The sequence below is a fragment of the Vogesella sp. XCS3 genome, assembly GCF_020616155.1.
Taxonomy (GTDB): domain Bacteria; phylum Pseudomonadota; class Gammaproteobacteria; order Burkholderiales; family Chromobacteriaceae; genus Vogesella.
On record NZ_CP085530.1, the window covers coordinates 2,355,966 to 2,368,625 of the forward strand.

The window sequence follows — 12,660 nt, forward strand, 5'->3', positions numbered from 1 at the left end:
CCGGTCAGCCCTTTCCTTGTTCTTGTTGTTGAGGTGTTACCAGTGCGGCAACCACACGCTCCATCTGCATGAAGCGCGACCCTTTCACCAGCACGGTGCTGGCTGGCGATACCACACCACCCAGCCGCGCCAGCAAAGCGTCGAAATCGTCAAAATACTCGCCGCCCTCGCCATAAGCGGCAGCGGCGTGGCGCGCCAGCTCGCCATGGCACAGCAGGTGTTCGATACCACGCGCACGGGCGTGGGCACCGACCTCGGCGTGCAGCTGCGGCGCGGTATCGCCCAGTTCGCCGATCTGGCCCATCACGAACACGCGCGGTGCCGGGTAGGCAGCCAGCACGTCGATACCGGCTTTCATGGAATCCGGGTTGGCGTTGTAGGTGTCATCGATCACGGTGGCGCCGCAGGCGGCCTGCTTCAGCTGCAAGCGGCCCTTCACTCCGGCAAAAGCGGCCAGTCCGGCAGCAATGGCTGCCAAAGGTACGTCCAGCGCCAGCGCCACGGCGGCGGCGGCCAGCGCGTTGCGTACATTGTGTTCGCCGGCAGCCGGCAGGCGGATAGCCTGCTCGCCTTGCGGGCAAACCAGTACAAAGCGGCACTCGCCCACACCCAGCTCGATATCACGGGCGGTCACGTTGGCCGCAGCACCCAAGCCAAAGCGCAGCTGCGCGTGGCCAGCTGCAGCAGCGTCGAAAATAGCCAGCTGCGCGTCGTCAGCGTTCAGTACGGCCACACCATCTGCGACAAGGCCTTCAAAGATTTCGCTTTTGGCACGGGCGATATCATCAGTGCCGGTAAAGTGACCGGCATGGGCACGCAGGGCATTGTTGACCAGCGCCACCTGCGGCTGGGCCAGCCCGGTGAGATAGCGGATCTCGCCATGGTGGTTCATGCCCATCTCAATCACCGCGTAGCGATGCGCGGGGCTCAGGCCCAGCAGCGTCAGCGGCAGGCCGATATCGTTATTGAAGTTGCCAGCGGTAGCGTGCACGGCAGCGTCGCCAGCGTGCGCACGCAGAATGGCCGCCACCATTTCCTTCACCGTGGTCTTGCCGTTGGAGCCAGTAATGCCGATGCGCTTCACGTCCAGGCGCGCGCACCAGTCTGCGGCCAACTTACCCAGTGCCAGACGGGTATCGGCTACGCGAATCACACTACCCTGCCCTGCCACGTCGCGGCTTACCAATGCGTAGGCGCCTTTGGCCAGCACCTCGGGCACGAAGTCGTGCGCGTCGAATTTCTCGCCCACCAGCGCCACAAACAGGTCGCCGGCTTGCACGGCACGGCTATCGGTGACCACGCGCTGGAAGCGGGCGTCGCTGCCGATTAGCTGGCCACTTAGCACACGGGCGGCATCAGAGAGCATCAGCATGCGCAGCCCCCCACAATGTCAGCGCGTCTTCGGCGACGCGGAAGTCGGAAAACGGCTGCTTCACGCCGCCGATGTCCTGGTATTCCTCGTGGCCTTTGCCGGCGATCAGCACCACATCGCCCATGCGAGCTTGCAGTACTGCCCAGTGGATAGCGGCCTCACGGCTGATTTCTACATGGCCTGGCTGCTGCATGCCGGCCAGGATGTCGTCCAGAATGGCTTGCGGCGCCTCCAGGCGCGGGTTGTCGCTGGTCACTACCGCTACGTCGGCGATCTTCTCGGCGATGCCGCCCATCAGCGGGCGCTTGCCCTTGTCGCGGTTACCACCGCAGCCGAACACGCAAAACAGCTTGCTGCCCTGCGGACGGATCTCGGCCAGTGTGGCCAAGGCCTTTTCCAGCGCATCCGGCGTGTGGGCGTAATCCACCACCACCAGCGGCTCCAGGCCATTACCAATGCGCTGCATGCGCCCACGCGCCGGCTGGATTTTGCCCAGCACGCGTACGGCGTCGGCCAGCGGTACGCCACCGGCGCACATTACGGCCAGGCAAGCCAGCATGTTGGCCGCATTGAAGCGCCCCAGCAGCGGGCTCTTGATGTCGGCATCGCCCCATGGGGTGGTGACACTCAACTGCAGGCCGTCCAGGTTGGCCACCAGGCTGAGCGGGCGCACATCGCCCTGCTCCAGGCCGTAGGTAATCACGCGGGTACGGCTAGCGTCGATACCGGCAGCCAGTTGGCGGCCAAAGGCGTCATCTGCATTGATAACGGCGTGTTTCAGGCCTTCCCAGTGGAACAGCTTGGCCTTGGAGGCGCCGTACTCTTCCATGCTGCCGTGGTAGTCCAGGTGGTCGCGGGTGAGGTTGGTGAATACCGCGGTAGTGAACTCCACTCCGTTGACGCGGAACTGGTCCAAGCCGTGGCTGGATACTTCCATGCTCACCACGCTGGCGCCCTGACGACGGTACTCGGCCAGCTTCTGCTGAACGGTAATCGGGTCAGGCGTGGTGTGGGTGGTTTCGGTCAGCTGACCGTAAAAGCCGTTGCCGACGGTACCGATCAGCGCAGCTTTCTCGCCCAGCAGCGCGTAGGCTTGCGCCAGCCAGTGCGAGATGGAGGTTTTGCCGTTGGTACCGGTAATACCGACGACCTGCATATCACGGCTGGGGTAGGCGTACACGTGCGCTGCCACAATGCCGGCGCGCTCGCGCAGGCGGGCTACCGGCAGGTTCGGCACGGCCCACTCCGGGTGCCATTGGAACGCATCGTCCTGGTCCCACACTACGGCGGCAGCCCCTTTTTCGATGGCCGCCGCAATAAAATCACGGCCATCCGTGTATTCGCCACGACATGCCAAAAACACGTCGCCGGGAAACACGCGGCGGCTATCCGCCTCCACGCGCGCTACGGCAACGCCAAGACCCGCCAAGGCGGCGGGGTCCCAATCCGGCAGATCGATCAAACTGGTCTTCATGTTTCTTCCCGCACATCCGAAATCTTGTGTTCCGGAATCAGAGTGTTATTGGAGGGAGCATCAGGCTCGACCCCCAGAATGCGTAAACTGCCTGCCATGATGTTGGAGAAGGCAGGACCTGCTACCGTACCGCCGTAGTAGAAACCGGCGCCCGGCTCGTCAATCATTACCGCCACGATGAGTCGCGGGTTGGTTGCCGGTGCAAAGCCGACAAACAGACCGATGTGCTTGTCTGCGGCATAACGCCCGCCAACCAGCTTGCGTGCGGTACCCGACTTGCCGCCCACGTGGTAACCCAGCACTTGCGCCCGCACCGCGGTACCGCCCTGCTCGGTAACGGTTACCATCATGTCGCGCATTTTCTTGGCTGTTTCCGGGCGAATCACCGGGCGGCCAGGGTTGGCCGCGGCCAACTTGGTAAACGACAGCGGCAACAAGGCGCCATCGTGCGTAAAAATGGTATAAGCCCGGGCCAGTTGCACCAGGCTTACCGTCACACCATAACCAAACGACATGGTGGCCTGCTCGATCGGCCGCCAGCCTTGCCAGTCACGCAGCCGCCCGGCACTTTCGCCCGGGAAGCCCGACTGCGGGCTCTGGCCAAAACCTGTCTTGCGATAAAACGTCCACATGTCTTCCGGTGAAAACATCGCCGCAATCTTGGACGAGCCTACGTTGGAAGACTTCTGGATGATGCCCGTTACCGTCAGCGCCGCGTTCGGGTGCGTATCGCGCACCGTAGCCGGGCCAATCGTGTATGGCCGGGTATCCAGCACCGTATTCGGCGTGATCTTGCCTGCATCCAGCACCATGGATACCGGGAACGGCTTCATGGTGGAGCCTGGCTCGAACATATCTACTACAGCACGGTTGCGGCGCATTTCCGGCTCCAGCACCGCACGGTTATTCGGGTTGTACGATGGGGTATTGGCCAGCGCCAGTACTTCGCCGGTTTGCGCGTCCAGTACCACAACCCCGCCAGCCTTGGCCTTGTTGGCTACCATCGCAGCACTAAGCTCGCGATAGGCCAGATACTGGATGCGCTTGTCGATGGACAGCGTGAGCGTCTGGCCATCGCGCGGCGGCTCGATCACTGCTAAATCTTCTACGATATGGCCACGGCGGTCTTTCAGCACCGTACGGCTACCGTGCTTGCCGGCCAGCATCTTTTCGCGGGTCAGCTCCAGGCCTTCCTGGCCTTTACCATCCACACCGGTAAAACCAATCACATGCGACAGCATTTCACCAGCCGGATAGTAGCGGCGATACTCTTGCTGCTTGGCGACGCCCGGAATCTCCAAGGCCATGACCTGCTGCGCCAATTGCGGGCTGATCTGGCGCTTCAGGTAGACAAACTCGCGCTTCTTGTCGGCAAATTTCTCTTGCAGCTCTGCCACCGGCATTTCCAGCAAGCGCGACAAAGCAGCCAACTTGGCAGGCGGCACCGGGCTCATGTCTTCCGGGCTGGCCCAGATGGACTGTACCGGCGTACTGATGGCCAATGGCTCGCCGTTACGGTCGGCGATCACGCCACGGTTGGCTTCCAGCAGCAGCGTGCGGCGAAAACGTGCATCGCCCTGATTCTGCAAAAAGTCCTGCTGCACTACCTGCAGGTACACCGCGCGTGCCAGCAAGGCCAGCAGCAAGCTACCCAGAATCACCAGCACCATGGTGACCCGGCCTGGCGCCAGGCGCATGGGCTGCTTCAGGTGCTGGCGCATCGGTGGGGTATAGACACGGCTCATCGCACCCCCTCCGGTGTAATCACGTGCACCTGACGTTGTGTCGGTGTCAGCATATCCATTCGTGCCACCGCCGATTTCTCGATCAAGGCGTGGGCACCCCAAGTACTTTGCTCCAGGGTCAGCTGGCCGTATTCCACGTTGAGCTGACGCTGAAGCTTCTGTTCTTTTTCCAGTTCGCCATACAAACGGCGAGACACGTGCTGCGATGTCACTACCGACATCGCACAGCCGATGACCCCCAGCAGCAGCACTGCATTGAGCTTGTTAAGGCTCACACGCCCCCCTGCCACTGCCCGCCGGTACGCTCGGCGATACGCATGATGGCGCTACGGGCACGCGGGTTGGCCGACACTTCGGCCTCGCTGGCCCGCACGGCCTTGCCTACCGGCTTGACGGCCGCCTCGGCAATATCACAAGCGCGCACCGGCACCCACGACGGCAGCGTGTCGGTCGTACTGGCATCACGTACAAAATTCTTCACGATGCGGTCTTCCAGCGAATGGAAGCTGATTACCGCCAGGCGGCCACCTTGCGCCAAGCGCGAGATAGTTTGCGGCAGCACATCCTTGAGCTCGTCCAGCTCGCGGTTGATGAAAATCCTTATCGCCTGGAAGGTTCGCGTCGCGGGGTCTTGACCTTGTTCGCGAGTACGGACGTTTTTCCCAACGAGGACAGCGAGCTCACGCGTCGTTTCGAGGGGCTGTTCAAGCCTTTGCGCAACAATGGCTGCTGCAATCTTGCGAGCAAACCGCTCTTCACCATATGTCTTGATAACCTCTGCTATGTCCGCCTCGTCAGCACTGGCCAGCCACTGCGCTGCCGTCTGGCCGCGGGTGGTGTCCATGCGCATGTCCAGCGGCGCGTCAAAACGGAAGCTGAAACCGCGGCGACCGTCATCAATTTGCGGGGACGAAATCCCCAGATCCATCAGCACGCCATTGACCTGCTGCACGCCCAGGGCATCCAGCTCGCGGGCAAAGTGGGCAAAACCGTTATGTACAATGCTGAAACGCGGGTCTTCTGCGGCCAGTGCAGTGGCTACCGCAATGGCTTCCGGGTCTTTATCAAAAGCAATCAGCCGGCCCTGCGGGCTCAGCTGCTGCAAAATCAACCGGCTGTGGCCACCGCGGCCAAACGTGCAGTCGACGTACACGCCATCAGGCTGAACGGCCAGTGCCGCCACGGCCTCGTCGAGCAACACCGTGCGGTGAGCAAATACTGCGTCGGTCAAAGTGTGAAATCTCCAAGGTGCTGAGCCAGCTCAGCAGGATCAATATCCAGTGCGGTGTTCGTTTGGGCATCCCATTCAGGGGCATCCCACAGTTCAAAGCGGTTGCCGATCCCCACCAAAGCCACCTCTTTATCCAGGCCGGTCAGCTCGCGCAGCCGGGCAGGCAACAGAATGCGGCCGGCACCGTCCATTTCCAGCGTTTCCGCATGGCCTAGCACCAGGCGCTGATAGCGTTTCAGCGTGGGGTTGCCGGTGGGCAATGCCAGCAAACGCTGCTCGACAGGCTTCCAGTTCGGTTCGGGGTAGATCAGCAGGTGATCGGAGGATTCGAGAGTAACGACCAAGCGGTGGCCAAACGCAGACAACAGGCTCTCCCGGTGCCTGGCCGGAATGGCCAGACGCCCTTTGGCATCGAGAGAGATATGACTTACGCCGCCGAACATTTTGGATATTTCACCGCGCTGGAATTAGGAGCCGTCGCCCCACAATTACCCACTTCACCCCACTTTTCGCCACTATAGGGAATCGGCTCTACCCGGTCAACATCGTCATGAGGCAATTCGCCTTTGCCGACAAAGACTTACCGGAATACAACAAAGCAGAAAGCAAGGGAAATCAGCGGCTTACAAAATGATCTGCAGAAAGGATGTGAACTGCGGTCAATATCCGCATTTCGCTACAGAAAAAAACAGCGGCACGCCGCAGGGCGTGCCGCTTTTAGCAAGCTTTATCGAAATTACGCTTGAGTAAGTTTCTGCTTGAGGATGTCTTGCACCTGCGCCGGGTTGGCCTTGCCCTTGGAGGCCTTCATCACCTGACCCGCCAGCGCATTCAACGCCTTTTCCTTGCCGGCACGGAACTCTTCTACCGCCTTGGGGTTGGCCGCAATGGCTTCTTCTACCATTTTTTCGATGGCACCCACATCGGAAACCTGCTTCAAGCCGTCACGCTCGATAATGGCGTCAGCACCCAGATCAGACTCCCACAGCGCATCGAACACCTGCTTGGCCAGCTTGTTGGACAGCGTGCCGTCGGCAATGCGCACGATCAGGCCAGCCAGGCGCTCGGTACCAATAGGGCAGCCAGCGATATCCAGACCATCACGGTTCAGGCGAGCGGCGATTTCGCCATTCACCCAGTTGGCCGCCAGCTTGCCTTGGCCTGTGGCAGCCGCCACGGCTTCGAAGTACTGCGCTTGGGCCAGGCTGCTAGTCAGCAGCGCCGCATCGTAGGCAGACACGCCAAAGGCCTCGACAAAACGGGCTTTCATCTGGCCTGGCAGTTCCGGCATGTCGGCGCGGGTGGCGTCGATCTGCGCCTGGCTGATGCGCACCGGCAGCAAGTCCGGGTCGGGGAAGTAGCGGTAATCGTGCGCGTCTTCCTTGCTGCGCATCATGCGGGTTTCGCCGCTATCGGGGTCGAACAGCACGGTAGCCTGCTGGATCTTGCCGCCATCTTCGATGGTATCGATCTGCCACTGGATCTCGTACTTGATGGCCTGCTCCAGGAAGCGGAACGAGTTCAGGTTCTTGATCTCGCGGCGGGTGCCAAACTCGGCCTGACCAAACGGGCGCACCGATACGTTGGCATCTACACGGAAGCTGCCTTCCTGCATATTACCGTCGCAGATACCCAGCCAGGTCACCAGCGTGTGCAGCGCCTTGGCGTAGGCTACCGCCTCTTCCGGCGAGCGCATATCCGGCTCGGACACCACTTCCAGCAGCGGGGTGCCGGCGCGGTTCAGGTCGATACCGGACAGACCGTGGAAGTCTTCGTGCAGCGATTTGCCGGCATCTTCTTCCATATGCGCACGGGTAACGCGAATAACCTTCTCTTCTTCACCCACCAGAATGGTCAGCTTGCCATGCTCGATGATGGGCAGCTCCATCTGGCTAATCTGGTAGCCCTTGGGCAAGTCGGGGTAGAAGTAGTTTTTACGGGCAAAAATGTTCTTCTGGTTGATGGTGGCGTCCAGCGCCAGGCCCAGGCGGATGGATTTATCCACCACGGCCTTGTTCATTACCGGCAACACGCCCGGCAGCGCCAGCTCTACCAGCGAGGCCTGGGTGTTCGGCTCGGCGCCAAAAGCGGTGCTGGCGCCGGAAAAAATCTTGGAGACAGTGTTGAGCTGCACATGCACCTCAAGACCGATGACGACTTCCCATTTCATGGTCGGAAAATCCTTCTGTTTTTAGCCACGAAATCCACTAGCAGACACGAAAATTGAAGACAGGATCAAGCTGATTCATGTCGCAGGTCATTAAAAAACAAACTGATTTCGTATTTTTCGCGGATTCCGTGGCCAATTGATCGTTTTACAGAGCCGGCGCTTTGCTGTGCCAGTCGGTGACCTGCTGGAACTGGTGCGCCACGTTCAGCATTTTGGCTTCGCCAAAGTAGTTGCCGATGATCTGCAGGCCTACCGGGCGGCCGTTGTCGGCAAAACCGGCCGGCACGCTCATGGCCGGCAAGCCAGCCAGATTCACCGACAGCGTGTAAATGTCGGACAGGTACATCTGCACCGGGTCGCCGGATTTTTCACCCAGGTTAAACGCGGCGGTCGGCGCTACCGGGCCCAGGATCACGTCGCAGCCGGCAAAGGCAGCGGCAAAATCATTAGCGATCAGGCGGCGGATTTTCTGCGCCTTGATGTAGTAAGCGTCGTAGTAGCCATGGCTCAGTACGTAGGTACCCACCATGATGCGGCGCTTCACTTCGCTGCCAAAGCCCTCGGCACGAGACTTCTCGTACATGTCCACCAGGTCTTTGTACTCGTCGGCGCGGTGGCCGTAGCGCACGCCGTCAAAGCGCGACAGGTTGGCCGAAGCCTCTGCCGGGGCGATCACGTAATAGGCCGGGATGGACAGCTGGGTATTGGGCAGGCTCACTTCCACCACCTCTGCACCCAGCTTTTTCAGCTCGGCCACGGCGTTGTCGATGATGCGGCCAACGTCGGCCGCCAGGCCGTCGGCAAAGTACTCGCGCGGCAGGCCCACACGCAGGCCGGCCAGCGGCTGCGCCAGGTCGCGGGCGTAGTCTTCGCGGGCACGCTCCAGGCTGGTGGAGTCACGCTCGTCAAAGCCGGCCATCACGTTCAGCATCAGCGCGCAGTCTTCGGCAGTCTGCGCCATCACGCCACCCTGATCCAGCGAGCTGGCGTAGGCCACCATGCCAAAACGCGATACCACGCCGTAGGTAGGTTTGATGCCGGTCACGCCGCAGTGGCTGGCCGGCTGACGAATGGAACCACCGGTATCGGTGGCAGTGGCTACCGGTGCCAGACGCGCAGCGACGGCGGCAGCAGAACCACCGGACGAGCCGCCCGGAATGGCGTTCACATCCCACGGGTTTTTCACGGCGCCGTAGAAGCTGTTCTCGTTGGAAGAGCCCATGGCGAACTCGTCCATATTGGCGCGGCCCAGTGTTACCAGGCCGGCGGCCTGACACTGTTCGATCACGTGCGCGTTGTACGGCGAAATGAAGTTATCCAGCATTTTCGAGCCGCAGCTGGTCTTCCAGCCTTGCTGGCAGAAGATGTCCTTGTGCGCGATCGGCACGCCGGTCAGCAGGCCGGCCTGGCCGGCAGCGCGGCGCGCGTCGGCAGCCAGCGCTTCGGCCAGGGTTTTTTCACGGTCTACGGTGATAAAAGCATTCAGCGCCGGGTTCAGCGCCTCGATGCGGTCCAGATAGGCAGTGGCCAGCTCCACGGCAGAAACCTGCCCGGCTGTCAGCTGCTGCGATAATTGTTTGAGCGTGGCGTTAATCATCTTGTCTTGATGTCCGTCCAGAATGGCCACCCGTTGCGGGTAGCTGCGACCAACGTTGGCCGCGTTATTCGATGACCTTGGGAACCAGGAACAGGCCTTTTTCCACCTGCGGCGCCACCGCCTGACAGGCGTCGCGGCGGTTGGGTTCGGTCACCGCGTCCTCGCGCAGGCGCAGGGAAACATCCTGCGGGTGCGCCATCGGTTCGATACCGTCGGTATTTACTGCCTGCATCTGTTCGATAAGGCCAAGAATATTATTGAGCTGGCTGCCGACCGCCTCGATTTCAGCGTCGGTCACGGCGATGCGGGAGAGTCGCGCAATTCGCGCAACATCCTGATGGGTCAGCGACATGGCGTCCTCGTCAAAACCTTTAATAATTCAAGCGTTGTAGGGTATCATAACTGGTTTGTTTCGCCCAAGAATACAAGGGCATCGCGCTATAAAAATGCCAGCGGTTTTACTGAAAAATATAGTGAACCTTTTGCCTGCGCGGTGTCCAAAACCGCCACCATTGCGATGCGGTAAACTCATACCGCCGCACAAATACCATTCTCAGGACTGCCATATGTTTCGCTCGCTCACCGGCTACTTTTCCAATGATCTGGCCATCGACCTTGGCACGGCCAACACCCTGATTTACATGCGCGGCAAGGGCATCGTCCTTGACGAGCCTTCGGTAGTAGCCATCCACAGCGATGCGCCAACCAACAAGAAGTCCATCCTGGCCGTGGGCCTGGAAGCCAAAAAAATGCTGGGCCGCACCCCGGGCAGCATTCAAGCCATCCGCCCGATGAAAGACGGCGTCATCGCCGATTTCACCGTAACCGAGCAGATGCTGAAGCAGTTCATCAAGAAAGTGACCCCCAGCCGTTTCTTCTCGGCCAGCCCGCGCATCGTTATCTGCGTACCATGCGGTTCTACCCAGGTAGAACGCCGTGCGATCAAGGATTCGGCTCTGGCTGCCGGTGCCCGTCGTGTCGAGCTGATCGAAGAGCCGATGGCTGCGGCCATCGGTGCCGGCCTGCCGGTAGAAGAGCCGACCGGCTCCATGGTGGTGGATATCGGTGGCGGCACCACCGAAGTCGGCGTGATTTCGCTGGGTGGCGTGGTGTATTCCAACTCGGTACGCGTAGGTGGCGACAAGTTTGACGAAGCCATCATCAACTACATCCGCCGCAACTACGGCATGCTGATCGGCGAGACCACCGCCGAAGAAATCAAGAAGACCATCGGCTCTGCCTTCCCTGGGGCAGAAGTGCGCGAGATGGAAGTAAAAGGCCGCAACCTGGCCGAGGGCATTCCGCGCGCCTTCACGGTGTCCAGCAACGAGATCCTGGAAGCGCTGACCGAGCCGCTGAACCAGATCGTGTCTGCGGTAAAAATCGCGCTGGAACAAACCCCGCCAGAGCTGGGCGCCGACATTGCCGACAAGGGCATGGTACTGACCGGTGGCGGCGCACTGCTGAAGGACATCGACCGCCTGCTGGCCGAAGAAACCGGCCTGCCGGTATTCGTAGCCGAAGAGCCGCTGACCTGCGTGGTACGCGGCTCCGGCAAGGCGCTGGACAAGATGGACAAGACTGGCACCATCTTCACCAACGTACCGTAATTCACCGCTTCTTCAGGCGCCACTCTGCAAGGGGGGGCGCACGGCTGCATGAACTTCGCCAATACCCCCAGATTTTCCAACCAGGGCCTGCGCCCCGGCTCGCAGTTGCTGCTGTGCACGCTTACCTCGCTGGCCTTGCTGGTGGGAGACAGCCAGTTCGGCCTGATGGATCGTACCCGTGACGCCCTGTCGGTGGTGCTTTACCCGATACAGCGTGCGGTGAACATGCCCATGGCGGCCGCAGCGCATATTGGCGAATTTTTTATTACCCAAACCGCGCTCAAGCAGGAAAACGCCGAGCTGCGCAGCCGCGAGCTGGCGCAGTCTGCCAGGCTGGCGCGGCTGACTTCGCTGGAGCAGGAAGTCCAGCAGCTCAAGGCATTGAATGGCCTGCGCACCAATAGCCTGCAGGCCGGGCAGCTGGGCGAAGTACTGTATACCGCACGCGACCCTTTTTCTTACAAAATCATCATCGATAAAGGCCTGGACGCCAAGTTGGCCGCAGGTCTGCCGGTAGTGGACGAGCGAGGCCTGGTGGGCCAGGTCACCCGCGTGCAGCCACTCACCGCCGAAGTCACGCTGATTATCGACAAGAACCAGATGGTGCCGGTAGTCAACCAGCGTACCGGCCAGCGCTCGCTGCTATACGGCTATGGTGGTGGTGTGGAAGTGCGCTACCTGCCTGCTGCCGCCGACATCCAGCAAGGCGACCTGCTGGTGACATCGGGCATAGATGGCTTGTACAGCGAAGGTATCCCCGTAGCACGCGTTACCCGGGTAGACCGCCCGGCGGGTGCCTCGTTTGCCCGCGTGCTGTGCCAGAGTATTGCCGGTGTGCAGTCCAGCCGCTACGTACTGGTGCTGCCACCCCGCGCGGCCATGCCACCACGCCCGGCACCCGCACCACAGCCCGCCAAGCCCAAAAAGAAAAAAGACACCGAGGATGAAGGCTGATTCATGAGCTACGACCGCCCGCAAGAGCTGCTCAAACCGGTGAAGCGCCGCTTCATCACCCTGACCTTCGCCCTGGCACTGATGATGGAGCTGTTACCCCTACCGGTAGGCTCTACCCGCTGGCTGCCGGACTTCGTCGGCCTGCTTATCTTGTACTGGGCCATCAACCAGCCGCGCCGCATCGGCATCGGCATGGGTTTCCTGATTGGCCTCGTCGTGGATGTCAGCACCAATAGCCTGTTTGGCCAGCACGCGCTGGCCTATTCGGTAACCACCTATCTGGTGATGCTGCGCCAGCGCCAGCTGGTGATGTTCAATCTGGGCCAGCAAGCCCTGGTGGTGCTGACCCTGATGGTGGCCAACCAGCTGATCATGGCGCTGGTTCGCCTGGCGCTGGGCTCGGCCTTTGTCGGCGCCGGCTACTTCCTGCCCCCGCTGATGGGCGCACTGCTGTGGCCGCTGCTAACCAAGCTGCTGCTGCTGCCTTACCGCCACCACACCCTCTAA

12 protein-coding genes are annotated in these 12,660 nt (G+C 61.0%); 3 read left to right on the forward strand and 9 right to left on the reverse strand.

Annotated elements, in window-relative coordinates; genetic code table 11:
- Positions 1-4 precede the first annotated feature (4 nt).
- The 9 genes from murF to gatC form a co-directional block, all read right to left on the reverse strand.
- On the reverse strand, positions 5-1,372 hold the full coding sequence (murF, locus tag LCH97_RS11280) for a UDP-N-acetylmuramoyl-tripeptide--D-alanyl-D-alanine ligase (RefSeq protein ID WP_227301772.1): 1,368 nt from the start codon (positions 1,370-1,372) through the stop codon (positions 5-7).
- Complete coding sequence (locus tag LCH97_RS11285; protein ID WP_227301773.1) at positions 1,356-2,846, reverse strand: UDP-N-acetylmuramoyl-L-alanyl-D-glutamate--2,6-diaminopimelate ligase; 1,491 nt, start codon at positions 2,844-2,846, stop codon at positions 1,356-1,358. The genes murF and LCH97_RS11285 overlap by 17 nt, the downstream gene beginning before the upstream one ends.
- On the reverse strand, positions 2,843-4,591 hold the full coding sequence (locus LCH97_RS11290; protein WP_227301774.1) for a penicillin-binding protein 2: 1,749 nt from the start codon (positions 4,589-4,591) through the stop codon (positions 2,843-2,845). The genes LCH97_RS11285 and LCH97_RS11290 overlap by 4 nt, the downstream gene beginning before the upstream one ends.
- The gene (ftsL, locus tag LCH97_RS11295; protein ID WP_017507467.1) at positions 4,588-4,866 is read right to left on the reverse strand and encodes a cell division protein FtsL; all 279 of its coding nucleotides are present in this window, start codon (positions 4,864-4,866) and stop codon (positions 4,588-4,590) included. Before ftsL ends, LCH97_RS11290 begins: the two co-directional genes overlap by 4 nt.
- Positions 4,863-5,822 carry a 16S rRNA (cytosine(1402)-N(4))-methyltransferase RsmH gene (gene rsmH / locus LCH97_RS11300; protein WP_227301775.1) on the reverse strand — a complete coding sequence of 320 codons (960 nt, stop codon included), beginning with the start codon at positions 5,820-5,822 and terminating at the stop codon, positions 4,863-4,865. Before rsmH ends, ftsL begins: the two co-directional genes overlap by 4 nt.
- Positions 5,819-6,265 (reverse strand): division/cell wall cluster transcriptional repressor MraZ, encoded by a 447-nt coding sequence (gene mraZ, locus LCH97_RS11305; RefSeq protein WP_017507469.1) that lies wholly within the window; start codon positions 6,263-6,265, stop codon positions 5,819-5,821. Before mraZ ends, rsmH begins: the two co-directional genes overlap by 4 nt.
- A 293-nt stretch (positions 6,266-6,558) precedes the next feature.
- A complete protein-coding gene (gatB, locus tag LCH97_RS11310) occupies positions 6,559-7,992 on the reverse strand; it encodes an Asp-tRNA(Asn)/Glu-tRNA(Gln) amidotransferase subunit GatB (protein ID WP_227301776.1) in 1,434 nt (477 codons plus the stop codon).
- A 145-nt stretch (positions 7,993-8,137) separates the two neighbouring features.
- On the reverse strand, positions 8,138-9,589 hold the full coding sequence (gene gatA, locus LCH97_RS11315; RefSeq protein WP_227301777.1) for an Asp-tRNA(Asn)/Glu-tRNA(Gln) amidotransferase subunit GatA: 1,452 nt from the start codon (positions 9,587-9,589) through the stop codon (positions 8,138-8,140).
- 64 nt (positions 9,590-9,653) lie between these two features.
- Positions 9,654-9,941: an Asp-tRNA(Asn)/Glu-tRNA(Gln) amidotransferase subunit GatC gene (gene gatC / locus LCH97_RS11320; protein ID WP_026107698.1), complete on the reverse strand. Its 288-nt coding sequence runs from the start codon at positions 9,939-9,941 to the stop codon at positions 9,654-9,656.
- Positions 9,942-10,155: 214 nt separating this feature from the next.
- Between gatC and LCH97_RS11325 the strand changes: the two genes are divergently transcribed.
- Genes LCH97_RS11325 through mreD form a run of 3 tightly spaced genes read left to right on the forward strand, consistent with a single transcriptional unit; the run spans position 10,156 to position 12,660 of the window.
- Positions 10,156-11,199 carry a rod shape-determining protein gene (locus tag LCH97_RS11325; RefSeq protein WP_017507473.1) on the forward strand — a complete coding sequence of 348 codons (1,044 nt, stop codon included), beginning with the start codon at positions 10,156-10,158 and terminating at the stop codon, positions 11,197-11,199.
- 48 nt (positions 11,200-11,247) lie between these two features.
- Positions 11,248-12,153, forward strand: coding sequence for a rod shape-determining protein MreC (mreC, locus tag LCH97_RS11330; protein ID WP_227301778.1), 906 nt, complete (start codon positions 11,248-11,250; stop codon positions 12,151-12,153).
- Positions 12,154-12,156: 3 nt separating this feature from the next.
- The gene (gene mreD, locus LCH97_RS11335; protein WP_227301779.1) at positions 12,157-12,660 is read left to right on the forward strand and encodes a rod shape-determining protein MreD; all 504 of its coding nucleotides are present in this window, start codon (positions 12,157-12,159) and stop codon (positions 12,658-12,660) included.